The following is a 23,375-nucleotide window of genomic DNA, read 5'->3' on the forward strand; positions in this document are numbered from 1 at the left end:
CATGAACAACAACGAGAGCAGCATCCGGCCCTTCACCGTCACGATCGACCAGGCCGACCTGGACGACCTGCAGACCCGCCTCGCGAACACCCGGCTCCCCGAGCCGGCCCCGGGCGACAACTGGGACCTCGGTACGCCGAACCACTACCTGCGCGAGATGGCCGACCACTGGCAGAACGGCTTCGACTGGCGGGCCCAGGAGGCCCGGATGAACGAGTTCCCGCAGTACCTGACCGAGATCGACGGCCAGACCGTGCACTTCCTGCACGTCCCGTCGGCGGTCGAGGGCGCGACGCCGCTGCTCCTGATCCACACCTACCCGGGCTCGTTCGTCGACTTCCTCGACATGATCGGCCCGCTCACCGACCCGGTCGCGTACGGCGGCTCGGAGTCCGACGCGTTCTCAATCGTCGTACCGTCGATCCCCGGTTTCGGTTTCAGCACCCCGCTGGCCGACCGCGGCTGGACGATGGCCCGGGTCGCGAAGACCTTCGACCAGCTGATGCGCCGCCTCGGCTACGACTCGTACGGCTCGCACGGCTCCGACGCCGGCGCGATGATCTCCCGCGAGCTCGGCCTGCTGAACCCTCCCGGCTTCCTCGGCCTGCACGTGCTGCAGCTGTTCAGCTTCCCCAGCGGCGACCCGGCCGAGTTCGAGAAGTTCACCGGCGAGGACTACGCCGCCCTCGAGCACCTGAAGTGGTTCCAGTCGGTCGGCGGCTACAACGCGATCAACTCCACCCGCCCGCAGACCGTTGCCGTCGGCATCTCCGACTCCCCGGTCGGCCAGCTCGCCTGGAACGAGCTCTTCAACAACTTCGGCGACGGCAAGAGCCTGGTCACCCGCGACCAGATCCTCACCGAGGTCTCCCTCTACTGGTTCACCAACACCTCGGCCGCCGCCGGCCGCTACCACTACGAGGAAGCCAACGCCGGCACCGAACCCGCCGTCAACACCGCCCCCACCGGCGTCGCCGTCTTCGCCGACGACTTCAAAACCATCCGCCCGCTCGCCGACCGCGACAACACCAACATCATCCACTGGACCAACTACCCCGACGGCGGCCACTTCGCGTCGCTGGAACGCCCGGAGAACGTCACCGCGGACCTGCGCAAGTTCTTCGCCAACCTCCGCTGACACTGCTCCCCCGACCGGCCGGCCCCGCCCTGGGCCGGCCTTCGGGCGTTTGGGGGCTGTGGACAACTCGCCCCAGGTCTCGCCGATCTTTCCTATCCTGAAGCCGACGCTTGCCAACCTGGAAGGACCGGCCATGGACTCCGACGAAACCCAGCACCTGCTCCCGAACGGGGACACGGCCTGGGTGCTGTCCACCACCGCCGCGTCCGAGAACCTCGGCAACCTGCTCAGCCTGTACCGCTCGGGCAACGCCGAACCGCTGATCTTCGGCGACGCGGGCCAACCCGAAGGCGTGGTCATCCCCTTCGAGGTCTGGCATGCCCTCGTCGAGGCCACCGCCGATGCAGAAGGCTTCGACGCCAGCTACTCCGTCGCCCGTCACCGCCTGAAGAACCCCGGCGGCCCCTCCGTCCCACTCGAAGACGTCGCCGCCGAGCTCGGCTGGGACCTCGACGACGACACCGACGACTCCGAGTTCCGCAAGCCGACATGACGCAGTACCGCCTGCTGATCAGCCGTGAGGTACTCCACCAGCTCCGCACCCTCGAACAGGCGGCCAAGACCCAACAGCCCGGCGGCCTCCGCGACCGCGAGTACCGCGCCCTCCGCGCCGGCCTCCGCGCCCTCGCCAACGGCGACGAAGCCGCCTTCGACGGCAAGCGCCTCGGCTTCAAGACCCACGACCTCAGCGACTGCGCCGAGATCAAACTCCCCGTGATCCCCGAGTCCCGCGGAAACCACTCCCTCGGGCCGTCGCACCGCCTGATCTACCGCGAGTTCACCCCGGACGACGACGGGCCGCCGTACCGCGAGGTGCTCTGCTTCGAACACCGCGGCAACGACCGCCCCTTCGAGGTCGCCGCCCAACGCCTCGGCCGCGAAACGGGTAAGCGGCTCCACACGTTGCGAGGTGTCGCCACCCAACGCCCCGGCCCAGTACGCCAGCCGCTCCCGCCCGACCTGGCCCGAGCCCTCAAAGGCATCGCCTCGCCCCGCGGAGCAACCGCCCCGCCGGGAGCCCTCCACTCGAGCGCAGCATCGCACGCCGTACGACGCCCACCAGAACCTGTTCGAGACCGTTAGCCCGCCCTACTGCGGCCCGAGCTCCCAAAGCCGCTCGTTCGGCAACGGCCGCACCGGCGCCCCATCACCAGGCACCGCCTCGTTCGTCACCTGCAAGCCGGCGAACCGTCGTTCCATCGCCTTCGCGTACCGCTCGGCCAGGGTTGCCTCGGCACGGTAGTCGGCGATCACGTGGTTCCCGAACCAGACCCGGACCCATCTCTGCTCGACACTCGTCACGATTCCTCCTCAAGCCCAGCCGCTCTCAGTATCAGCAGCCGCCGCTAGCTCGGAGGAGGGCGAACCACTGTCGGAAACCGGCATGGCAGGAACCAGACGCCCGACCAGCCAGTAAGACGCCGGGCCGATCCCGATCCGTCATCTTGTCGGTGCGGTCTGGCAAGCTCTCCGCGTGGGGGTAATCGGATGAAACCAGGGATCTACGACGCACTCGTGACGCAGGGATTGCTCGAAGCATTGCGGCAATCCGATGACGTCACGTCCAGCACCGGAAAGGTCGACGACGCCGATCAGCCGGAAGTGCTGTCCCGACACCTGCGGGAGGCCGTTCTCCGCGTCCTCCAATCGACCCGTGACGAGGCCAAACGACTCGTCATCGTCAATGATTTGCTCGCCCAATTGGCACAGCACGCTGATGCTCTTCCCGAGCCACCGCTTGAGCGGCTCCTCTCGATCGGCGAGGCGGCCGGCCTTGGCGTTCAGTCGATCGCATTAACCCGACCGACCACGCCGCTGTCGGATGCCGCGCTGCTGACCAACGCTCACGGTGAGCCAGCGCTGGGCACCGAACTCCGCGCTGAGATCGATTCATCCAACGAGGTCGATCTGCTCTGCGCTTTCGTCAAGTGGCACGGGCTGCGAGTGCTTGAGCCTGAGTTGCAGCGGCTGCGGCTGCGGGGCGCGCCGTTGCGCGTCATCACCACGACGTACATGGGCGCCACCGATCGACGGGCACTCGACCGACTCGTTCAAGACTTCGGGGCAGAGGTCAAGGTGCAGTACGACGCACTGCGGACCCGGCTGCACGCCAAGGCTTGGCTCTTCCGCCGCGCGACCGGCTTCGATACGGCGTACGTCGGTTCCTCGAATCTCTCCCGCGCTGCATTGCTGGACGGCGTCGAATGGAATGTCCGGCTCTCCAGGATCGGCACGCCGAGCTTGCTCAACAAGTTCGCGGCCACTTTCGACACCTACTGGAACGACCCGAGCTTCGAGACCTACGATCCCGAACGCGACCGGGATCGTTTGGACGATGCTCTCGCGCATTCCCGGCGGGACAAGACCGCGCAGCAAGGCACAGTGTCGCTCGCAGGGCTTGAGGTACGGCCTCGCGCGTATCAGGCAGAGATGTTGGAGACGCTCGACACCGAGCGCGCAGTTCACGATCGGCACCGCAATCTCGTGGTCGCCGCGACCGGCACCGGCAAAACAGTCATTGCCGCCCTCGATTACCGCAGGCTCAAAGAGGCCGCTGAGAGTCAGGGGCTGCCCGCACCATCGCTCCTCTTTGTCGCTCACCGACGGGAGATCCTGCAGCAATCGCTACGAACGTACCGCGAGGTTCTGAGCGACGCCTCGTTCGGCGAATCGTTCCACTCTGGATCACGCCCCGAGCGGTGGCGGCACGTGTTCGCCTCGATCCAATCTCTCTCCGTCGATGACGTCACGGCAATGCCTCGCGATGCGTTCGACATCGTGGTGGTCGACGAGTTCCATCATTCGGCCGCGAAGACCTATCGGACGCTGCTGGAGCACCTGCAACCACGCGAGCTCCTCGGTCTGACGGCGACACCGGAACGCACGGATGGCTTCGATGTCCAGACGTACTTCGGCGGCCGGACGGCGGTGGAGCTCCGGCTCTGGGACGCGCTCGCTGACGATCTACTCTGCCCGTTTCACTATTTCGGCATCGCCGATGGCACTGATCTCGCCGGACTGGATTGGAAGCGCGGCCGGTACGACGACAGCCAGCTCAGCGAGCTGTACACCGGCAACAGCGCTCGCGCCCGCATCGTTTTGCGTGAAGTCCGCGACAAGATCACCGATGTTCAGCGGATGCGCGGGTTGGGATTCTGCGTCTCCGTCGCGCACGCGGAGTACATGGCTCGCGTCTTCACCGAGGCTGGCATCCCGGCAAAAGCAGTGTCGGGACAGACCTCATTGGTCGATCGGGAGCAGGCGCTCGCGGATCTGAAGGACCGCCGGGTGAACGCGCTCTTCGCAGCCGACCTCTTCAATGAGGGTCTGGATCTGCCAGAGGTCGACACCGTGCTGTTCCTGCGGCCAACCGAGAGCCCCACGATCTTCCTTCAGCAACTCGGTCGAGGCCTGCGCCAGGCGCGCGGTAAGCCCGTGTTGACGGCGCTGGACTTCGTCGGCCACCAGCGCAAAGAGTTCCGCTTCGATCGGCGGTTCCGAGCGCTGACCGGCGATACCCGGCGTGGACTCGAGAAGCAGGTCGAGCGGGGCTTTCCGTTCCTCCCGTCCGGCTGCCAGATCATTCTCGACAAGGTCGCGCAACAAGCAGTGCTCGACAACATTCGCTCGCAGATCGGTAGCCGTTGGAAGGATCTGGTCACCGAACTGCGGGACCACGGCGACCAGACCTTGCCGACGTTCTTGGCTGAGACTGGCGTTGAGCTCAGTGACGTTCTGCGCCAAGGCACCCCACAGCGCACGTGGACCACGTTGCGCAGGGATGCAGGTTTGCCAACGCGCGCCGGTGGCGATTCCACGCTGCTCAGGCGTGTTCGTGCGCTGGCCCATGTCGATGACGTTGAACGGACTCAGGCTTATCGCAGGCTGATCATCGACGGAGCACCGTCGTACGACGAGCTCGATGAATCCGAGCAGAGCTACGCACGGATGCTGTTCTTCTCGCTCTGGCCCAACGGCGGCGGCTATTCGTCGTACCAGGAAGGCTTTGAGGCGCTCCGCGCCGAAGAAGCAACGCGCGACGAGATGCTGGAAATCATCGACTACGCGATGGATCAGGCTCGGCATCGCGCCCAGGCCCTGGCCGGCCCACTTCGGCGACTGAGCTTGCGCGTGCACGCCCGCTATCAACGGGAGGAGATCCTCGCGGCGCTCAACCATGCGAGCCTGAAGCAGCCACCGAGCAACTTCCGCGAAGGGGTGCTGGCCTTGAAGGAGCCCTCGACTGATGCGTTCTTCGTGACCTTGAAGAAGTCCGAGGCGGATTACTCGCCGACCACGATGTACCAGGACTACGCGATCAGCCCCGAGCTCTTCCACTGGGAGTCGCAGAGCACAACGTCGGTCTCGTCCTCAACGGGTCAGCGCTACTTGAATCACCTCGAACGCGACTCGAACATCCTGATCTTCGCGCGGATGCACAAGAAGAGCGACCTCGGTACCGCGCCGTACCTGTTCCTCGGGCCGGCGACGTACACCGGCCATACCGGCGATCGACCAATCGCCATCACGTGGAAGCTCCACTATCCGATGCCCACGGACGTGTTCCAGGCGGCCTCAGTGGTCGCCTGACCTGCACTCAGAAGCTCGACCGATCGGACTGTGCGGATTCTTCTGTTGGAAGTCTGAGCCCCCGGCACGCAGGGTGGGAGTATGGACTTTACTCAGCTTGGGCGGACGGGACTGAAGGTCAGTCGGATCGTGTTGGGGACGATGAACTTCGGGCCTCACACGAGCGTGGAGGACTCCCACGCGATCATGGATGCGGCGCACGAGAAGGGGATCAACTTCTTCGACACCGCGAACGGGTACGGGCGGGCGATCTACCCGGGGCGGACCGAGGAGATCATCGGGGAGTGGTTCGCGAAGGACCCGGTGAAGCGGCACAAGACGGTGCTGGCGACGAAGGTGTACGGCGACATGGGCGAGGGGTGGCCCAACGAGGGCAAGCTGTCGGCGCTCAACATCCGGCGGGCGCTGGACGCTTCGCTGAAGCGGCTGCAGACCGACTACATCGACCTCTACCAGTTCCACCACGTGGACCGGGAGACGCCGTGGGAGGAGATCTGGCAGGCGATCGAGGTCGCGATCCAGCAGGGCAAGATCCTGTACGCCGGGTCGTCGAACTTCGCCGGCTGGCACATCGCGCAGGCCCAGGCGGCCGCCGAGAAGCGCAACTTCACCGGGCTGGTCAGTGAGCAGTCGATCTACAACCTGATCGTGCGCGACGTCGAGCGCGAGGTGCTGCCGGCCGCGGAGTGCTACGGCCTCGGCGTCATCCCGTGGTCGCCGCTGCAGGGCGGTCTGCTCGGCGGCGTGATCCGCAAGGACACCGAGAGCGTACGCCGCCTCGAGGGCCGCGCGAAGGAGACCGTCGAGCGTCTCCGCCCGCAGATCGAGGCCTACGAGTCGTTCGCCGACGAGCTCGGCACGCAGCCGGGCGACCTGGCGTTGGCCTGGCTGCTGCACCAGAAGGCGGTCACGGGCCCGATCGTGGGTCCGCGGACGATGGAGCAGCTGGAGTCCGCCGTACGGGCGGTCGACCTGAAGCTCGACGAGAAGGCGCTGGCCCGGCTCGACGAGATCTTCCCGGGGTACAAGACCTCGCCGGAGGACTACGCCTGGTAGGGGTGGACGCCGGCTAGAGCGCTTACGCATCGGGTCGTTCGCCGAGGGATCGGCGGGCGGCCCGATTCGGCATTCAGGAGCAGAGCGGCGTAGGGCGTACTAAGTGCGCGTGGTTGGGAGCATCCCGATCAACGCGTCCGCGGTGAGGCTGGCTGCCGGGCTGGTGGGGACGGCTACTGAGACTTGCCAGGCGGAGGCGGAGTTGGGCTTGAGGGGGACGGTTTTGTGGTCGCCTCGTTTGGCGGCGATTCGTTCGGGAACCAGCGCGACGCCTAGGTCGTGGGCGACGAGGGCCAGGAGGGTGTGGACGTCGTTGACCTCGATGGTGACGGGGTGGGCGACGTTGGCGGCGGCGAAGGCGTGGTCGGAGATGGCTCGGGCGCCCCAGGTGCGGTCGAAGTCTACGAAGGACTCGCCGGCCAAGTCCTGGAGGGAGACTTCGGTGGCGCTGGCCAAGCGGTGGTCGGGGGCGCAGACGAGGACCATCGACTCGGTGGAGAGGGGGCGGAGGTCGAGGCCGTCTACCGGGTGGCCGGCGGTGGCTACGAAGGCTACGTCGAGGCGGCCGGAGGCCAGTTCGTCGAGCATGGGGGTGGAGCCTGCTTGGCGGACCTCGATTTCTACGCCGGGGTAGGCGGAGCGGAACTTCGCGAGGAGGGCGGGGACGTCTACCACGCCTAGGCATTGTTCTAGGCCGACCGTGAGGTGGCCGCGGACTAGGCCTTGTACGGCGGCGACGGCGTCGCGGGCGGCTTCGGCCGCGGCGAGGGTGCGGCGGCCTTCGCAGAGGAGGGCTCGGCCGGCTTCGGTGAGTTCGACGCTGCGGGTGTTGCGGACGAACAGGGAGGCGTGGAGCTCGCGTTCGAGGGCGCGGATCGACGCGGACAGGCCCGACTGGGAGATCGACATCGCCTCGGCGGCCCGGGTGAAGTGCTTCTGCTCGGCGACGGCGATGAAGTGTTCGAGGTGGCGAAGCTCCATGACTCAGAAGTTTAGTCGATGGATGTTCAGTGATTGACCGGTCGCGTGTTTGACGATCCCATCAGAACCGCACGTACGCCGTACGGTCGCGCCCGGGGTTGTAGATCGAGACGACCCGGCGGCCTTCGAGGTCGCTGACGCGGCGGGCCTCGCGGAGTGCGGCGTCGCGGTCGGCGAGGCGGGTGGTGAGGTCGAAGGTCGCGCCGCCGGTGGTCAAGGTGCGGGTGGTGATGCGGTGGATGGCCTCGGTCGGGATCGGTCGCACTGCGGCTCCTCCCCGTGGACGGCTGGCCGGCGCCCCGGCAGGGTAGCCGAGCGAAACCGTCGTACCGGCTGGGTAGGGTGTGCGCATGGCGGATGAGGAGTTTCGGGTTGTTGTCGAGCTCGGGAACGACGAGCACGGGCTGACGTTCTGGGAGCGGTTGCGGGCGCTGGATCTGGACGACGACGCGCGCAAGCGGCTCGGGCGGCAGGTGACGGTGACGCGGGACGGGAACCGGATGCTGCTCTACACGCACACGTTCGAGGACGCTCAGGAGGCGGAGCGGACGGTCAAGGAGCTCGTCGCGGACGACGAGCTGAGCGCGGAGTACACGGTGACGCGCTGGAACGCGGCGCAGCAGGAGTGGACCGACCCGAGTGTCCCGGAGGGGACGCACACGCCGGCCGAGGACGCCGCGAAGAACGCGGACATGGAGGTCCCGGACCCGCGGTACGTGGTGATGCAGGCCTACAAGCCGGAGTTCCTGCGCGACCTCGGGCTCTGATCGGCAACGGTTCGGTGACGGGTGCGGTAATGACCGCGCCCGCGCACCTCTCCACGCACTAGCGTTCAGCGAGCGCGCGGTCACGGCGAGGCTTCCGCCCTGGACGGCCCCTGTCTGCGACGCTGATCGTCTGAGGAGAGGGGATTCCGTGGCGCGTCGTCGTGGTCTTCTGGCTGGGGTACTGGTACTGGGCGTGGTGCTGAGCGGCTGCACGGACGTCGCCGCGGAGGAACCTGCGAAAACGCCCTCCGGTACGCCGACAGCCGTGCCGACCGGTACGCCGACGACCAGCGCCCCGACAAGCACACCGACCGGCGCCCCGACGAGCACCCCCACGGGCGCCCCGACCGAGGCGCCGACCACCACGCCGACGACGACCCCGACCACCAAGCCCACGGTCAAACCGACCGCCGCGGTCAACTACCCCCTCAAGGTCGAGAAGCGCCTGGCCGCGTGGGGTTATCCGGTCGGCGACGTCGACGGCGAGATCACCGCGCGCACCAAGCAGGCGCTCTGCGCCTGGCGCGAGACCAACGGCCTCCCGATCAACCGCGAGCGGCTCAGCACCGCCGACGTCCGATCGGTGCTCCTGGCAAAGAACCGCCCGGCCCCGACGAAGCCGGCCGGCATCTACGTCAACAAGACCTGCCAGGTCCTCTACCAGGTCGTGAACAACACCTACCGCCGCATCGTCTGGGTCTCGACCGGCGCCCCCGGCTACGACACCCCGAACCGCACCGGCAAGGTCTGGCGCAAGTGGGCCGGCGCGCACGAGAGCAGCCTGTACGACGACGCGTACATGTACGACTCGATCTACTTCCTCAAGGACCGCCCGGGCATCGCCCTGCACGGCTCCCGCTCGAACAGCCTGATCAAGACCTACCCGGCCTCGCACCGCTGCGTCCGGGTGATGCGCCCGCAGATCCGCCAGATCTTCAAGGAGACGAAGATCGGCACGACGGTCTCGGTGTACGGCCAGTACTAGTCGCCCCGATCACGGCTGGACGACGGGCCGCGCACGGCGTGACCGCAGACTGATGTCCAAACGAGCGGCGATCGTGGCCGCCTCGCGACGCAGATTTCGTGACACGTCGGAGCCGGTCACGTCGTCCATCAGTTTTGCGGTGACGTCCAGCGCCTTCATCAGCGGACGCAGATAGAGCCCTGGCTCGTCACGAGCAAGGTCCCGATACGCATCCACGGCCTGTAGCGCAACAGATGACCCCTCGACACGCAGGCCGGCCGCCTCGCAGATGGAAGCCAGGCCGGCCTGCCCAGACGCCAGCGCCGGTCGGTAGATCATCGGTTCCCGGGTGGCAAGCTCCGTCAGCAGCCCGATCGACTCCTGGTAGGCGGCGATGCTCTCATCAGTCCGCCGGACCGCGTCGAACCGGCTGGCCAATGTGGTCAAAGCCGACGCAAGCTGTGGTCCGTACACGAGAGGCTCGGCCTGGTACAGAACCCGATTCACAGCCACTGCTTCCACCGCGAGGTCGAGGGCGCCGGTCCGGTCTCTGATCGATTCGTGCCGCAGGGCGGCGCTCTGCAGCGCAGCGGCGAGGTCGGCCATCTGGTTGCGGTCGCCGGACTCACTCAGCATCCGACGGATGACGACGGCCTCGTCAGCTGCCCGTAGCGCCCCGTCCGGATCGCTGCTCTCCGCAAGCCGCCGACTCAGTTCCCCGAGCCCGAACGCGAGATCCGTCAAGTACCGGCCGGGATCGATGTTCGCCAGCTCTCGATGGATCGCGATCGCTGACTTGATCGCACCCAAAGCCTGGTGAGGTTCCTGTTCGGCCCACCGCCGACTCAGATTCACGTAGTTCTCGGCGCGGACCGCATCGGGCAGCTCGTCGATGAACTCCGAGAAGCCTCGGTGTGCCAGCTCGGCCGCCGGGCCGCTGACCTCTCGGCGGTGTCGCGGAAGCTTCGCAGAGAAACGGCGCTGGAGTTCGGAGTCGGCTTCGCTCGACATCAGCTCCACCAGATCCGCCGGTGCCCACTGCGCGAGGTCTGGCAACTTGCCCACGAGTCCCAGCAGCGTGTCGCTCACACGCGGGTAACGTCGAGCAGCGGCCGTCAGCACCGTGAGACAACGCCTGACCGCCACATCGTCGAGACCGAGCATCGACGCGGGAGCTCCCTCCAGCAGACGGCACAAAGCTCCCACAGGGTCGTTGTGAACGAGCAGATGACTGTTGACGAAGTCCTCTCCGAATCGGTCCGGACGCAATGGATCCAGCTCGTGCGACTCCTCGGCCGAGGCCGGGTACAGCTTCCGGAAGAGATTTAGGAGGCTGCCGGCCTGTACCTTCGATTCCGCCAGCTGGGCGTGGATCAGGAGGTTCTCGGCCGCATGGGTGGGGGCCACCGGGCCGAACAGCGTTGCGAGCAGCACCATCTGCTCGACGACCTCGACCTCGGTACCTCCTGCGATACCGCGTGGCGCATTGGCGGTCCAGTACCTGCGTTCGTGCATCAGCAGGTAGTCCGACAGGTCGGACAGCGAAGGTGCCGGCTCATCGTCGATCCGGGCGCACACTGCTGCCAACGCCACCATGTGAATGCGGAGCGGTGAGGATCCATCTGCGTCGGTCAGCGCGGAATCGACCACAGCGGCCAACTCCGGATGCTGCAGACGTGTGGCGAACGCTTCGACCGCCTGCGTGAACACCGGCATCAGGTCCGATGGCTCAGTGACGAAATCGCCGAGCGGCAGAGGATCCTCACAGGCGATCTCGACCCGCATCAGTTCGGCAGCGATGTTGCGCCATGCCGATGCGCCGCTTCTCGACAGGAGCAGGATCCGCAGTATGCGGTCGGAGTGCTCGATCCGGAAATCAGTCACCATGGCGGACAGCGCTTCCGGCGGCCACCGGTCCGCGTAGTCCACCACGATCAGGATAGGATCCCCGTCCCCATCGGACACCGCCCCATCGTCGGCTGTCCGACGGCGAACGGTGGACTTCTTGACCGCCTGCGCCACGGTCCAGCCGCGTTCGTACGTCGCGGACGCGAACTCCGAAGCCAACCGAGTTTTCCCGTAGCCTCCTGGCGCGTGCACCATCAGCAGTGACGCCGCGGACTGGCCGTCTCGCCATTGCTCCAGGTCGGTCAACTCGGGTCGCATCCTGAACGGCACGGCCTCATGCTCAGGATCGAGCAAGAAGCTCGGCCGGATCGCGACGCCGGTCTCGGCGGCCGAGCCCGACGGTTTGAGGTATTCGATGCGGTACTCGGGGCGATCCAGGGCGATGTGAACGTCACCGGCCGCGTGACCGATCTGGATGTTGTGTCCGGTGACGCGAGTCCTGGAGATCGACTGCCGGATCCGGTGACTGTCCGAGCTCACTTCTTGCGTCGGCGATTGAGCTCGATGTTTCGGCCGTTGCCGATCTGGACGTTGTCTCTGCCGATGGTGGTTCTCGATACCGACTGCTCAATACGCCGGGACGCCTGACCGCTAGTACCGCCAGAGGTGCCACGGCCGACCAAGACCGCCGCGAGTTGCAGGGCCAGGCCGAGCAAACCACAGCCGGCACCGACGATGCTGCCCCACTTGTCCGCGTCGTCCAGGCTGATCTTCACCCTGTAGATCCCCCGGCCAAGAGCCCCAGACCAACGATCACCAAAACCGCCACGAGCGCGATCCGCCACCTCATGGAGCAAGTGTGCGTCTAGCGCCCGCTTCGGGGCAACAACGCGGCAAGTCGCTCAGAGCGTCGGCCAGGTCGTCGGGAATGTGGATTCCAGCCACGTCGCCAGGCGGAGCGCGGCGTGGTCCTGGAATCTCGGGGCGGCGATCTGGAGGCCGATCGGGAGGCCGGTGGTGGTGCGGCCGCAGTTGACGGTGAGCGCCGGGTGGGTGGACATGTTGTACGGGACGGTGAAGGCGATGTGCTCGAAGGGTTCCAGCGGGTTGCCGGTCGGGTAGGCGAGGTCGGCGGGGAAGGCCGCGATGGGGGCGACCGGGGAGATGATGAAGTCGTACGCCGCGAAAGCCTGGTCGACAGCGGTCGCCATGGTCTGCATTTGTGAGTAGCCGTGGAAGACGTCGTACTGGGTGAGGGTGGCTGCGGTGCTGGTCCACTCCTGGATGGCGGGGAGGACTTTCGCGCGGCGGGCCTCGGGGAGGGCGGCGAGGTCGGCGGCGGAGCGGACGCGCCAGAAGTGGTCGAGGCCGTCGAGCATTTCGCGGGTGATGATGGGTGGGATCTCGGTGATGGTCGCGCCGGCTGATTCGAGGGTGTGGGCGGCGTTGGTGACGGCGGCGGTGATCTCGGGGTGGACGGGCAGGCCTGGGCCGGCGTTCAGGAGGAGTGCGATGTTGAGATTCTTCAGGTCGAGCTCGGTGTCGTCGACGGTGAGCGGCGGGAGCGACGTGTGGTCTCGGCGGTCAGGGCCCGAGAGGACCTCCAGGGCGAGCGCCGCGTCGGCCGCCGTACGGGTGATCGGGCCGATCGCCCTTCCTGGGTAGGGGTTTCCGACGGCGATGCGGCCGTGGGTCGGCTTCAGGCCGACGACTCCGGACCAGCCGGCGGGGAGGCGGATCGAGCCGCCGATGTCGGTGCCGAGGTGGATCGGGCCGTACCCGGCAGCAGCCGCCGCGGCGGCGCCCGCGCTGGAGCCGCCGGGGGTCTTGGTGAGGTCCCACGGGTTGCGCGCGAGGTGGTGGAAGGTGCTGACGCCGGACGACAGCATGCCGTACTCCGACATGGTCGTCTTGCTGAAGATCACGGCGCCGGACGCGCGGAGGCGAGCTGCGGCGGGGTGATCCTCCGGCGCCGGGATGAGCTCGGTGGCGGCGGTGCCTTGCGGGACGGGGGTACCTCGGGTGGCGATGTTCTCCTTGACCGTGACCGGTACGCCGTCCAGCGGGCCGGCCGGTTCGCCTTTGAGATAACGCTTCTCGGAGACGGCAGCTGCCTGGAGAGCGCTCTCTGGGTCGAGCGCGTACGTCGCGCAGAGGCGCGGCTCGACGGCCTCGACGCGGGAGAGCACGTCCTCGATCACCTCGACCGGTGAGAGATCGCCCGCGCGGTACCGCGCGACGAGTTCGGTGGCGGTCAGGTCGGCGAGGCTCATCAGCGGTCTCCGTCAGTTCGGGGGGTTGAAGCGGCCGTCGACCGCGGTCCAGCCGGCGTCCACATGCAGCACCGAACCGGTGACGAAGGAGGCCGCGTCGGACGCGAGGAAGACGACCGCGCCGGCGAGTTCGTCCGGGGTGGCCCAGCGGTTGAGGGCGCTCTTGGCGGCGTACGCGTCGTACCAGGGTTGGTTGGCTTTGATCTGCTCCGTGAGCGGGGTCTCGACGACGCCGGGGGCGATGGCGTTGACGCGGACGCCGGTCGGGCCGAGCTCGGCGGCTGCGGTGCGGAGGAGCTGGACGAGGCCCGCTTTGGTTGCTGCGTAGACGGATTGGCCTGGTTCGACGGTGGTCGCGCGGATGGAGCTGAAGCCGATGATGCTGCCGCGGCCCCGGTCGGACATTTGCTTGCCGAAGGCCCGGATCAGGTCGAAGGAGGCGCGGAGATTGAGGGCGACCACGCGGTCGAACTCGTCGCCGGTGTAGTCGAGGATGCGCTTGCGGACGTTCGTGGCGGCGGTGAAGACGAGGATGTCGACGGGGGCGAGGGTTTGGGCGGCGGTGGTGATGGCTTGGGGGTCGAGGACGTTGAGCTCGTACGGCGTGAGCGCGGGGGGTTGGGGGGTGGTGCCGGGGCTGGATGTAGCGCTGGAGCTGGGCGCGGAGTCGGCTCCGTCGGCGGAGTTGGCGCCAAAGCTGGGCGCGGAGTCGGCTCCGGCGGCGGGCGCGGAGTTGGCGCTGGAGGCGGGCGCGGAGTTGGCGCTGGAGGCGGGCGCGGAGTTGGCGCTGGAGGCGGGGGTGGATTCAGGTACGGCGTTGCCTAGGGCAACCGTTTGTTCGGCGGCGGGGAGGTCGCGGTCGGCGCAGGTGACGCGGGCGCCGTGGGCGGCCAGGGCGAGGGCGGACTCGCGGCCGATGCCGCTGCCGGCGCCGACGACCAGGGCGTGCCGGCCGTCGAGGCGGAACAGGTTCGCGTAGTCGTGCGGCACGGGGGCTCCCGGGGTCGGTGGGTCAGGGCATCGGGGCGGTTGGTCGTCGGAGCGGCTGGTCGTCGGCTGGGTTGGTCGTCGGGCGGCTGGTCGTCGGCTGGGTTGGTCGTCGGGGCGGCTGGCCTTCGGGTAGGTCAGTCGTCGGAGCGGTTGATCGTCGGGTGAGTTGGTCGTCGGGGCGGCTGGTCGTCGGCTGGGTTGGTCGTCGGAACGGGTGTCGTCGGGGCGGGGCGGGCGGGTCGGCAGCGAGTCAGAGGTTCGGGCGGATGATGGCCATGCGGGTGGTGGTGAGCTCTTCGATGGCGAACCGAGGGCCCTCGCGGCCGGTGCCGGAGTCCTTGACGCCGCCGTACGGCATCACGTCGGAGCGGAAGCCGGGGACCTCGTTCACGACCACTCCCCCGACGTCGAGCTGGTCGATCGCGGCGAAGGCGGTCGCGAGCGAGGCGGTGTAGACGGCGGCGTGGAGGCCGTAGCGGGTGTCGTTGACGACCTGGAACGCGGTCTCGACATCGGGAACCGAACGGATCGCGATCACCGGGCCAAAGATCTCCTCGTCCCACGCCTGCTGACCGTGCGGGAGATCGAGGAGGACGGTCGGACCGAGGATCGGGCGACGGCGTACGGCGGGCGCCGTCGACTCGCCGGCACGGGTGGGCGTCTGCCCGTCGGCGGAGGAGGCGCTCGGTCCGTCGGCGAAGGAGGCGCTCGGCTGACCGGCAGAGGCGGCGGTCGGCTCGTCGGCGGAGCCGGAGGCAAGCTCGCTTGCGGGAGCAGCGGCCGGTTCGTCGGCCGAGTCGGCGGCTAGCTCACCTGTCGACTCGGTCAGCTCGCTCGCACGGGTCGCCGTCGGTTCGTCGCTGGAGCTGGAGGCGAGCTCGCTCGCGGGGCCAGCGGTCCGCTTGTCGGCGGAGCTGGAGGCCGGCTCGTCGGTGGGTGTTGCCGTCAGTTGGTCGGAAGTCGCGGCCGTGAACTCGTCCGCGGCGGCGGCTGGCGGGAACGTGGTCTGGTGGGCGAGGGTGGCGCCGGCGGAGAGGGCTTCTTCTATCCACGTCGTCACGCGCTGGGTGGAGCGTTCGTCGATCAACGCTGAGACCTGGGTGGTGGGGTCGCGGGGGTCGCCTACCTTGATCGCGTTGAGGCGGGGTTTCAGTTCGGCTAGGAAGGCGGAGCGGACTGAGTCGACGACGATCACTCGTTGCACGCTGATGCAGGCTTGGCCGGAGGCGTAGTAGCCGCCTCGTACTACGGCATCGGCCGCTGCTGCGAGGTCGGCGTCTTCGGCGACGACGAGTGCGGAGTTGGAGCCGAGTTCGAGGAGGACCTTGGTGGGGGCGGCGTCTCGGGCGATCTGGTGGCCTACGGCGGCTGAGCCGGTGAAGGAGACTGCGCCGATTCGGCCGTCGGTGGTGAGGGTGGCGCCGACGTCTACTCCGCCGGTGACCAGTTGTACGGCGTACGGCTGAGCGCCTGCGGCTACGAGGGCTTCGCGGATGAGGTGGACCAGCCAGAGGGTCGCTAGTGGGGTCTGCGGGGCTGGTTTGACGATGACTGGGCAGCCGGCGGCCAGGGCGGGGGCGATTTTGTGGGCGGCTAGGAGGAGGGGGTAGTTGAAGCCGGTGATGCCTATGACGACGCCGATCGGTTTGCGGACCCAGAAGCCGATCAGGTTCTCGCCGCTGGGGAGGAGGTCGAGGGGGACGGTTTCGCCGTGCAGGCGGGCGACTTCCTCGGCGGCGGTCTGGAGGGTGAGCAGGGTGCGGTCGAGTTCGACCTGGCAGTCGACGCGGGGTTTGCCGGTTTCGAGGATGAGGAGGTTCACGAAGTCGTCGCGGCGGGCGGAGATCGCGGAGAGCGCTCCCTGGAGGGCTGACCTGCGGGTATGCGACGGGAGGTGGGCGATCTCGGAGCGTGCGGAGAGCGCGATCTCGAGGGCTTGGGTGGCTAGGGCGGGGGTGCCGACGGGGGCGTGGGCGACGAGGGAGCCGTCGTAGGGGAAGTGGATGGGGGCGGTGGTGGGGGTAGCGAGCCAGCTGTCGCCGATGGGGAGGCCGGAGGGGAAGGCGGGTACGACGTGCGGCGGGGAGGCCGGCGTGCCGGGGGCTGGAGAGGGCGGTGTGCCGGGGGCCGGGGAGCCCGGCGTGCCAGAGGACGGGGCCGGGGACGCCTGCGTACCGGAGGACGGGGCCGGCGTACCAGGAGTCGGCGTCGGAGAGGTCGGCGTACCGGAGGACGGGGTCGGGAAGCCCGGCGCGCCAGAGGACGGGTCCGGGGAGGCCGGCGTACCGGCGGACGTCGCCGGAGACGTCGGCGTGCCGGGGACCGGGGCCTCAGCCGGGGAGGTTGGCGGTTCGGCGGCCGAGGCCTGAGGCGGGGAGGCCGGTGTACCGGGGACCGAGGCCGGGGAGCCCGGGGTGGAATCGGGGGTGGTCATTTGGGGGCTCCCTTCGGGAGGAGGTCTTGGGGGGTGGCGCCGGCGAGGGCCTTGGGGAGGGTGGGGATGGCGGCGACCAGGCGGCGGGTGTAGGGGTGGCGGGGGGCGGCGTAGACCTCGCCGGTGGTGCCGGTTTCGACGATTTCGCCGGCGTGCATGACGGCTACGCGGTCGCAGACGTGCTTGACGACCGAGAGGTCGTGGGAGACGAAGACGAGGGTCAGGTCGAGCTCGTCGACGAGGTCGGAGATCAGGTTGAGGACCTGGGCGCGGACCGAGACGTCGAGGGCGCTGACTGGTTCGTCGGCGATGAGGATCTTGGGGTTGGGGGCCAGGGCGCGGGCGATGGAGATGCGTTGGCGTTGGCCGCCGGAGAATTGGTGGGGGTAGCGGTCGCCGGCGTCTGCTGAGAGGCCTACTGCGTCGAGGAGTTCGCGGACTCGGGCGGAGGAGGCGGGGTGGCCTTGGACTACGAGGGGTTCGGCGATGATGTCGCGGACGCGCATGCGGGGGTCCAGGGAGCTCATCGGGTCCTGGAAGACGAGCTGCAGGTTCTCGCGGAGGAAGCGGAGGCGGCGTTCGGGGAGGGCGGTGATTTCTTTGCCGTCGACAACTACTTTGCCGGAGGTGGGGCGGTCGAGGGCGGCGATGATGCGGAGCAGAGTCGACTTGCCGCAGCCGGATTCGCCGACGATGCCGAAGCGTTCGCCGGGGTGGACGTCGAGGGAGACACCGCGGAGGGCGTGGACGACTTCGGCGCGTTTGAGGAGGGAGGTGCGGGGGCGGGGGTAGTCGCGGGTGACGTCGGTGACGCGGATGAGGGGGTCCGCCGAGTGAGGCAGTCGACTCAGTTCAGGCATCGGGGCCTCCTCGGGGGTGTGCGGTGCTTGCGGTTGCTGATGATGCGGCCGCGGAGGTCGTGGGGGTGAGGTCGGCTTCGGCCCGAAAGACGAGCGGAGTGTTCCGGAGTAGCCAGCTCCGGGTGGCCGCCGTTGACGCCGGCGAGAAGGTGCTAGTTGCGGTTGGTGGTGATGCGGCCGGGGAGGTCGTGGGGTGAGGTCCGCTGCGGCCGGAGAGGCGAGAGGAGTGTTGGGGAGTGGCGAAAAGGTGGTGGTCGGCGTCGGGGGCCTCTGCGGGCGGGAGCGGGTCAGGCATCGCTGACCCCCGCGGGGTGGTGGGAGGCGTCGCCCGCCGGGTGGTGGCACGCGTAGCCGGCGGTTTGGTCGCCGGTCCAAGGGGGTGCGTCGGCGCAGAGGTCTGTGGCGTGGGTGCAGCGCGTTCGGAAGACGCAGCCGGTGGGGAAATGGCCGGCTGCGGGGACCGTGCCCTGGATGGTGGGAAGGCGGCGGCGGGCTGGTTCCGCTGTGGTGACTGGGCCTGAGTCCGCGGATTCGAGGTCGGAGGCGGCGAGGAGGCCTTGGGTGTAGCGGTGGTGGGGGTTGGTGAAGACCTGGTGGACGGGGCCTGATTCGACCACTCGGCCGCCGTACATGACGAGGACTCGTTGGCAGATGGTGGCGACGACGGCCAGGTCGTGGGTGATGAAGAGGAGGGCGGCGTCGCGGGCGGTGACGCCTTGGAGGATGAGGTCGAGGACCATCGCCTGGACGGTGACGTCGAGAGCCGTGGTGGGCTCGTCGCAGATGAGGAGGGCGGGATCGTTGGCCAGGGCAATCGAAAGGACTACGCGTTGGCGTTGGCCGCCGGAGAGTTGGTGGGGGTAGGCGCGGGCGACGTCGGTGAGCTCGACGCGGTTGAGGAGGTCGACGGCGGCGGCTCGGGCGGTACGGCGGGTGGTGCGGGTGCGGTGGATGAGCATCGTCTCGGCGACCTGGTCGACGATGCGCATGGTGGGGTTGAGGGCGGTCATCGGTTCCTGGAAGACCATCGCGAGATGGTTGCCGCGGATGCGGGACAGGCGGCGTTCGTCGGCGGCGATCAGGTCGTGGTCGACGCCGGCGAGGCGGACGGAGCCGGTCGCGGTGACGTCGTCGGGGAGCAGACCGAGCAGCGAGAGCGCGGTCAGGGACTTGCCGGAGCCGGACTCGCCGATCAGGCCGACGCGCTCCCCCGGGCCGACCGTCAGGTCGACGTCGCTGACGAGTTGCAGGTCGCGGACGGAGACGGTGAGGCCGCTGACGGTCAGGACGTCGGGAGGCGCCGTGTCCGAGGGCAGCGGGGTGTCCACCGGGGCAGTCATCGGCGGTCCTCGAGTTTGGGGTCGAAGTGGTCTCGGAGGCCGTCGCCGAGGAGGTTGAAGCCGAGGACGGCCAGCGCGATCGCGATCCCGGGGAAGACGGCGAGGCGCGGCGCGGTGAAGAGGAATTCCTGGGATTCCTGGAGCATGCGGCCCCACGACGGGGTAGGCGGTGGGGTGCCGTAGCCGAGGAACGACAGCGCGGCTTCAGCGAGTACGGCGATCGCGAACGAGACCGAGGCCTGGACGGTGATCAGGCTGACCACGTTCGGGAGTACATGCCGCACAGCGATCGGGAACGGGCGGCGGCCGGCGGCGCGGGCGGCCAGCACGTACTCCGTGCGCATCACCTGCAGCCCGCCGCTGCGGATCACCCGGACGAAGCTCGGGACGGTCGCGATGCCGATGGCAATCATCGCGGTGAGGGTGCTCGCGCCGAAGACCGCGCCGAACATGATGGCCAGCAGCAACGCCGGGAAGGCGAGCAGCAGGTCGTTCGCGCGCATGACGAGCTCGCTCGACCAGCGGCGGGTCATCGCGGCGAGGATGCCGAGCGGTACGCCGATCACGGCGGCGACGCCGACGGCGACCAGGCCGACGAAGAGCGTGGTCCGGGATCCGACCATCAGCTGGCTGAAGATGTCGCGGCCGAACTTGTCGGTGCCGAGCCAGTGCGACCAGGACGGCGGCTGCAGGCGGCCGGCCGGGTCGACGAGCGTCGCGTCGTACGGGGTCCAGATGAAGGAGACCAGGGCGAGCAGGACGATCAGCAGGACGATGAAGCCGCCGACGAGGAGGCTCGGGTTCCAGCGGCGGCGACCGCCGACGGCACGGCCGACCGGGCCGAGCGTGGCGCTCATCGGCTTCCCCGCAGACGCGGATCCGGCGCGGCGCTCATCGGCTCACTCGCAGGCGCGGGTCGAGGGCGACGTACAGGAGGTCGACCAGGAAATTCACGACCAGTACGGCGACCACCAGCACCATCACGACGCCCTGGACCAGCAGCAGATCGCGGTTGGAGACGCCGTCGAGCAGGAGGCTGCCGAGGCCGGGGATGACGAAGACGCGTTCGACGACGACGGCGCCGATCAGCAGGGTCGCGAGCTGCAGGCCGAGGACGGTGACGACCGGTACGGCGGCGTTGCGCAGCCCGTGGCGCCACAGCGCGCGAAAGGGCCGCAGCCCCTTGGCGCGCGCGGTGCGCAGGTAGTCCTCACGGAGCACGTCGAGAACGGCGCTTCGCACGTACCGGGTGAGGACCGCGCCCTGGACGAGGCCGAGCGAGAGCGCGGGCAGGACGAGTTGGCGCAGGAACATTCCTGGATCCTCCGCCGGTGGGGTCCAGCCGTTCGCGGGCAGCCAGCCGAGCTTCACGGCGAAGAGCATGATCAGGAGGATGCCGGCCAGGAACGCGGGGACGGCGACGCCGACCTGCGAGATCGCAGAGAGCGCGAACCCGGAGATCTTGCGGTGCCGCGCCGCCATCACCGTCCCGGCCGGGGCGGCGACGAGCAGCGCGATCACCATGCCGGTCACGACCAGCCAGAGCGTGACCTGGAAACGGTCGGTGATCTGCGGGCCGATCTCCGCCTTCGAGATGTACGACGTACCGAAGTCGCCGTGCAGCAGCCCGGTCAGCCAGTCGACGTACTGGGTCGGCAGTGGGCGGTCGAGCCCGAACTGGCGGCGCAGCTCGGCGACCGCGTCGTCGGAGGCGTTCACGCCGAGCGCGACCCGCGCGGGGTCGCCGGGCAGCACGGCCAGGAACGCGAACACCAGCACCGAGCTGACCGCGAGGCTGACCAGCAGCACCGCGGTCCGCGAGACCAGACGCAGGATCATCGCGGCCTCCGCGCGGACCGGCGCCGCTCACGCCCGCAGACCCGCAGCTCACCGATCATCGCGACACCGGTCGCAGGGTCATCGCGACAGCGTGGACAGGTCGAGCGACTCGGTGATCGCGTTCTGCGGCAGGCCCTTCAGGTCCTTGTCGGCGACCATCAGGTTCGGGATCAGGAACAGCCAGTCCGCGGCCGCCTGGTCCGACAACCGGCGGGCCGCCTTCTTCATCTCGGCGATCTGCGTCGCCTCGTCGCCGGCGTCGGCCGCGGCCAGCTCCTGCTGCAGCGTCGGGTCGTCGTACCGGGTGTAGTACTTGGCGTTGAAGACGGCACCGAGGTCGCGCGGCTCGACGTGCGCGATGATCGACATGTCGTAGTCCGCGTTCTTCAGTACGGCGGTCAGCCACGCGGCCGGGAACTCGAGCTGGTCGATCTGCACCTTCAGCCCGGCCTGCTCCAGCTGGCTCTTCACGACCTGCCCGCAAGAGGTTGCGTAGGGCAACGTTGGCAGCCGCAACCGAAGACTCTTGCCGGTGGCACCAGCTGCCTGCAGCAACGACTTCGCCTTGTTCAGGTCGTACGGCGCGACGCCGGTCAGGTCCTCGTACCAGGGATCGGTCGGCGGCACCATCGACCCGATCAGCTTGCCGCGGCCCGCCCAGCAGGTGTCGAGCAGCGCCTTGTGATCGATCGCCGACCGGATCGCCTGCCGGACCCGGATGTCGCTCAGCGGCGCCTTCGAGTTGTTGAACGACAGCAGCACCTCGCCGTTCGTCGTCCCCTCGATCACCTGGTACTTGTCGTTGCTGGTGAACTGGCTGAGCGCCTCCGGCGCCTGCACGGTGCCGACCACGTTGATGGTTCCGGTGAGCAGCGCGTTGTTCAGCGCCGTCGGGTCCTTGAAGTACTTCAGCGTGACCTGGCCGAAGTACGGCTTGGTCCCCCAGTACGCGTCGTTGCGCTGCAGCACGATCGAGTCGCCGCGCTTCCAGGAACCGAACTTGTACGGGCCGGTGCCGACCGGGTCGGTGGCCAGCTTGTCGACGCCGGTCTTGGAGAACATCGCGCCGATCCGGGTCGTCATCCGGAACAGCCAGTCGTTGCTGGGCTTGGCCAGCGTCACCTGGAGCTCGGTCGGCGACACCGCCTTCGCGGTCTGCACCACGTCCATCGCGGCCTTCAGCGACGTCGTCCACGCCGTCTTCACCCGGTCGATGCTGAACACCGCGTCGTCGGCGGTGAAGGCCTGCCCGTTGGTGAACTTCGCGTTGTCGACCAGCGTGAACACGTAGGTCTTCCGGTCGGCCGAGACCGTCCACGACTTGGCCAGGTCCGGGACGATCTTGCCGGTCTCGTCCTGCTTGACCAGGCCGTTGTAGACGTTGCCGAGCAACGCCTGCGGGATCGCGGCACCGTCGGTGGTGGTGAAGTCCAGGCTGGCCGGCTCGGCGACCAGCCCGATCGCCAGCGACTGGTCCGCGCCGGGCGAGCCCGACCCCGAGGAGGAGCCGGAACCGGCCGAGCAGGCCGCGACCGCCAGCAGCGTGGCCGAACCGAGCAGCGCGACCACGGGGGTGAGGTAGGACTTCACGCAGGAGCTCCTGAACTGGTCGGACAGTGTGGCCCCCTAGTCTGCCGCGCGGCGCGCGGCAGGCTCGGAGGCACGCCCTCGGGCAAACCGGTTCACCAGGGTTGTCCGACCGTCAGGAGGTGTCAAGGACCTTCCGGCCGTACGCCGTACGGCCCGACGCTGGTCAGGTGTCGTGTTCCACCACGCGGACCCTCGGCACCTTCAGCTCCTTGCGCGCCCGGGTGGTCCAGTCCGAGCAGACGAACCGGGCGGCGGTCTCCGGCCAGGCGACCACGACCACCTCCTGGCTCTTCGTGCTGTTCACCAGGGTGCGCAGCGCGAGCAGGATCTCGCCATGCGTGATCGAGACGTTCACGGTGCCCGGGTTGCGGCCGCGCAGCCGGCGCGAGCTGTGCTCGATCACCGACGCGAGGTCGTACTGCGGGTCCGCGAGCGCGGTCGCCGTACCGGCTTGGGCGGCGGCACGGGACAGCCCCGCAACGTCGGCGAAGCTGGACCCGAGCAGGGCCATCGGCCCGGCGATGCCCTCGGTCGGATGGCTGGAGACGAGCAGGTGGTAGTCCACCGCGTCGTCGTGTCTCGCGTGCAGGGCGGCGACCCTTGCGGCGTCGCCCTCGCTCATCTCACGTTCGATGAGCACCACCACGTCGTAGCTCATGGTTGGCTCCCTTCGCCGACTCTTCCTTTGTACTCCGGTCCTGAGCT

General features: G+C 68.5%; 22 protein-coding genes. 8 read left to right on the plus strand and 14 right to left on the minus strand.

Features of this window, described 5'->3' with window-relative positions; genetic code table 11:
• Window position 1: 1 nt before the first annotated feature.
• From ACZ6Z4_RS15905 to ACZ6Z4_RS15915, 3 genes are all read left to right on the plus strand, one after another.
• Window positions 2-1,138, plus strand: coding sequence for an epoxide hydrolase family protein (locus ACZ6Z4_RS15905; protein WP_465563621.1), 1,137 nt, complete (start codon window positions 2-4; stop codon window positions 1,136-1,138).
• A 133-nt stretch (window positions 1,139-1,271) separates the two neighbouring features.
• Entirely contained in the window at window positions 1,272-1,631 is a 360-nt protein-coding gene (locus ACZ6Z4_RS15910) for a hypothetical protein (protein WP_465563626.1), read from the plus strand.
• The gene (locus tag ACZ6Z4_RS15915; RefSeq protein ID WP_465563629.1) at window positions 1,628-2,221 is read left to right on the plus strand and encodes a hypothetical protein; all 594 of its coding nucleotides are present in this window, start codon (window positions 1,628-1,630) and stop codon (window positions 2,219-2,221) included. The genes ACZ6Z4_RS15910 and ACZ6Z4_RS15915 overlap by 4 nt, the downstream gene beginning before the upstream one ends.
• 6 nt (window positions 2,222-2,227) lie before the next feature.
• On the opposite strand, the gene ACZ6Z4_RS15920 is transcribed toward ACZ6Z4_RS15915, so the two are convergent.
• On the minus strand, window positions 2,228-2,440 hold the full coding sequence (locus ACZ6Z4_RS15920; protein WP_465563632.1) for a hypothetical protein: 213 nt from the start codon (window positions 2,438-2,440) through the stop codon (window positions 2,228-2,230).
• A 186-nt stretch (window positions 2,441-2,626) separates the two neighbouring features.
• Here ACZ6Z4_RS15920 and ACZ6Z4_RS15925 point away from each other — a divergent pair, with 186 nt between their 5' ends.
• On the plus strand, window positions 2,627-5,728 hold the full coding sequence (locus ACZ6Z4_RS15925; protein WP_465563635.1) for a DEAD/DEAH box helicase: 3,102 nt from the start codon (window positions 2,627-2,629) through the stop codon (window positions 5,726-5,728).
• A gap of 81 nt (window positions 5,729-5,809) precedes the next feature.
• Window positions 5,810-6,784, plus strand: a complete 975-nt coding sequence (locus tag ACZ6Z4_RS15930; RefSeq protein ID WP_465563638.1) for an aldo/keto reductase — start codon at window positions 5,810-5,812, stop codon at window positions 6,782-6,784.
• A 99-nt stretch (window positions 6,785-6,883) separates the two neighbouring features.
• Here ACZ6Z4_RS15930 and ACZ6Z4_RS15935 read toward each other — a convergent pair whose 3' ends face one another.
• The gene (locus ACZ6Z4_RS15935; protein WP_465563641.1) at window positions 6,884-7,765 is read right to left on the minus strand and encodes a LysR family transcriptional regulator; all 882 of its coding nucleotides are present in this window, start codon (window positions 7,763-7,765) and stop codon (window positions 6,884-6,886) included.
• A gap of 61 nt (window positions 7,766-7,826) precedes the next feature.
• Window positions 7,827-8,030, minus strand: a complete 204-nt coding sequence (locus tag ACZ6Z4_RS15940) for a hypothetical protein (RefSeq protein WP_465563644.1) — start codon at window positions 8,028-8,030, stop codon at window positions 7,827-7,829.
• Window positions 8,031-8,115: 85 nt separating this feature from the next.
• On the opposite strand from ACZ6Z4_RS15940, the gene ACZ6Z4_RS15945 reads away from it, so the two are divergent.
• Both ACZ6Z4_RS15945 and ACZ6Z4_RS15950 read left to right on the plus strand, forming a co-directional pair.
• Window positions 8,116-8,532 carry a hypothetical protein gene (locus tag ACZ6Z4_RS15945; RefSeq protein ID WP_465563648.1) on the plus strand — a complete coding sequence of 139 codons (417 nt, stop codon included), beginning with the start codon at window positions 8,116-8,118 and terminating at the stop codon, window positions 8,530-8,532.
• A gap of 148 nt (window positions 8,533-8,680) precedes the next feature.
• Window positions 8,681-9,517 (plus strand): L,D-transpeptidase family protein, encoded by an 837-nt coding sequence (locus ACZ6Z4_RS15950; RefSeq protein WP_465563652.1) that lies wholly within the window; start codon window positions 8,681-8,683, stop codon window positions 9,515-9,517.
• Window positions 9,518-9,526: 9 nt separating this feature from the next.
• On the opposite strand, the gene ACZ6Z4_RS15955 is transcribed toward ACZ6Z4_RS15950, so the two are convergent.
• From ACZ6Z4_RS15955 to ACZ6Z4_RS15975, 5 genes are all read right to left on the minus strand, one after another.
• A complete protein-coding gene (locus ACZ6Z4_RS15955; RefSeq protein WP_465563655.1) occupies window positions 9,527-11,884 on the minus strand; it encodes a hypothetical protein in 2,358 nt (785 codons plus the stop codon).
• Window positions 11,881-12,120, minus strand: coding sequence for a hypothetical protein (locus tag ACZ6Z4_RS15960; protein ID WP_465563658.1), 240 nt, complete (start codon window positions 12,118-12,120; stop codon window positions 11,881-11,883). Before ACZ6Z4_RS15960 ends, ACZ6Z4_RS15955 begins: the two co-directional genes overlap by 4 nt.
• 126 nt (window positions 12,121-12,246) lie before the next feature.
• Window positions 12,247-13,617 carry an amidase gene (locus tag ACZ6Z4_RS15965; protein WP_465563661.1) on the minus strand — a complete coding sequence of 457 codons (1,371 nt, stop codon included), beginning with the start codon at window positions 13,615-13,617 and terminating at the stop codon, window positions 12,247-12,249.
• Between the two features lie 12 nt (window positions 13,618-13,629).
• Window positions 13,630-14,607, minus strand: coding sequence for an SDR family NAD(P)-dependent oxidoreductase (locus tag ACZ6Z4_RS15970; RefSeq protein WP_465563666.1), 978 nt, complete (start codon window positions 14,605-14,607; stop codon window positions 13,630-13,632).
• A gap of 250 nt (window positions 14,608-14,857) precedes the next feature.
• The gene (locus tag ACZ6Z4_RS15975) at window positions 14,858-16,651 is read right to left on the minus strand and encodes an aldehyde dehydrogenase family protein (protein WP_465563790.1); all 1,794 of its coding nucleotides are present in this window, start codon (window positions 16,649-16,651) and stop codon (window positions 14,858-14,860) included.
• Between the two features lie 97 nt (window positions 16,652-16,748).
• Between ACZ6Z4_RS15975 and ACZ6Z4_RS15980 the strand changes: the two genes are divergently transcribed.
• The gene (locus ACZ6Z4_RS15980; RefSeq protein WP_465563793.1) at window positions 16,749-16,976 is read left to right on the plus strand and encodes a hypothetical protein; all 228 of its coding nucleotides are present in this window, start codon (window positions 16,749-16,751) and stop codon (window positions 16,974-16,976) included.
• A gap of 61 nt (window positions 16,977-17,037) precedes the next feature.
• On the opposite strand, the gene ACZ6Z4_RS15985 is transcribed toward ACZ6Z4_RS15980, so the two are convergent.
• The 6 genes from ACZ6Z4_RS15985 to ACZ6Z4_RS16010 all read right to left on the minus strand — a co-directional run bounded on the left by ACZ6Z4_RS15985 (window position 17,038) and on the right by ACZ6Z4_RS16010 (window position 23,328).
• On the minus strand, window positions 17,038-17,901 hold the full coding sequence (locus ACZ6Z4_RS15985) for an ATP-binding cassette domain-containing protein (RefSeq protein ID WP_465563673.1): 864 nt from the start codon (window positions 17,899-17,901) through the stop codon (window positions 17,038-17,040).
• 287 nt (window positions 17,902-18,188) lie between these two features.
• A complete protein-coding gene (locus ACZ6Z4_RS15990; RefSeq protein WP_465563678.1) occupies window positions 18,189-19,241 on the minus strand; it encodes an ABC transporter ATP-binding protein in 1,053 nt (350 codons plus the stop codon).
• A complete protein-coding gene (locus ACZ6Z4_RS15995; RefSeq protein WP_465563681.1) occupies window positions 19,238-20,098 on the minus strand; it encodes an ABC transporter permease in 861 nt (286 codons plus the stop codon). The genes ACZ6Z4_RS15990 and ACZ6Z4_RS15995 overlap by 4 nt, the downstream gene beginning before the upstream one ends.
• Before the next feature lie 34 nt (window positions 20,099-20,132).
• Entirely contained in the window at window positions 20,133-21,080 is a 948-nt protein-coding gene (locus ACZ6Z4_RS16000; RefSeq protein ID WP_465563686.1) for an ABC transporter permease, read from the minus strand.
• 78 nt (window positions 21,081-21,158) lie between these two features.
• The gene (locus ACZ6Z4_RS16005; RefSeq protein ID WP_465563689.1) at window positions 21,159-22,670 is read right to left on the minus strand and encodes an ABC transporter substrate-binding protein; all 1,512 of its coding nucleotides are present in this window, start codon (window positions 22,668-22,670) and stop codon (window positions 21,159-21,161) included.
• A gap of 163 nt (window positions 22,671-22,833) precedes the next feature.
• Window positions 22,834-23,328, minus strand: coding sequence for a hypothetical protein (locus tag ACZ6Z4_RS16010; RefSeq protein ID WP_363668157.1), 495 nt, complete (start codon window positions 23,326-23,328; stop codon window positions 22,834-22,836).
• Window positions 23,329-23,375: the final 47 nt, after the last annotated feature.

The organism is Kribbella sp. NPDC104740, from assembly GCF_055583505.1.

Excerpts from the sequence above, each read along its gene's own strand:
- ACZ6Z4_RS15935 (WP_465563641.1), bottom strand. The coding sequence starts at position 7,765 with ATGGAGCTTCGCCACCTCGAACACTTCATCGCCGTCGCCGAGCAGAAG.
- ACZ6Z4_RS15915 (WP_465563629.1), top strand. The coding sequence starts at position 1,628 with ATGACGCAGTACCGCCTGCTGATCAGCCGTGAGGTACTCCACCAGCTC.
- ACZ6Z4_RS15985 (WP_465563673.1), bottom strand. The coding sequence starts at position 17,901 with ATGCCTGAACTGAGTCGACTGCCTCACTCGGCGGACCCCCTCATCCGC.
- ACZ6Z4_RS15995 (WP_465563681.1), bottom strand. The coding sequence starts at position 20,098 with ATGAGCGCCACGCTCGGCCCGGTCGGCCGTGCCGTCGGCGGTCGCCGC.
- ACZ6Z4_RS15990 (WP_465563678.1), bottom strand. The coding sequence starts at position 19,241 with ATGACTGCCCCGGTGGACACCCCGCTGCCCTCGGACACGGCGCCTCCC.
- ACZ6Z4_RS16010 (WP_363668157.1), bottom strand. The coding sequence starts at position 23,328 with ATGAGCTACGACGTGGTGGTGCTCATCGAACGTGAGATGAGCGAGGGC.
- ACZ6Z4_RS15925 (WP_465563635.1), top strand. The coding sequence starts at position 2,627 with ATGAAACCAGGGATCTACGACGCACTCGTGACGCAGGGATTGCTCGAA.
- ACZ6Z4_RS15965 (WP_465563661.1), bottom strand. The coding sequence starts at position 13,617 with ATGAGCCTCGCCGACCTGACCGCCACCGAACTCGTCGCGCGGTACCGC.
- ACZ6Z4_RS15930 (WP_465563638.1), top strand. The coding sequence starts at position 5,810 with ATGGACTTTACTCAGCTTGGGCGGACGGGACTGAAGGTCAGTCGGATC.
- ACZ6Z4_RS15945 (WP_465563648.1), top strand. The coding sequence starts at position 8,116 with ATGGCGGATGAGGAGTTTCGGGTTGTTGTCGAGCTCGGGAACGACGAG.
- ACZ6Z4_RS16000 (WP_465563686.1), bottom strand. The coding sequence starts at position 21,080 with ATGATCCTGCGTCTGGTCTCGCGGACCGCGGTGCTGCTGGTCAGCCTC.
- ACZ6Z4_RS15910 (WP_465563626.1), top strand. The coding sequence starts at position 1,272 with ATGGACTCCGACGAAACCCAGCACCTGCTCCCGAACGGGGACACGGCC.
- ACZ6Z4_RS15905 (WP_465563621.1), top strand. The coding sequence starts at position 2 with ATGAACAACAACGAGAGCAGCATCCGGCCCTTCACCGTCACGATCGAC.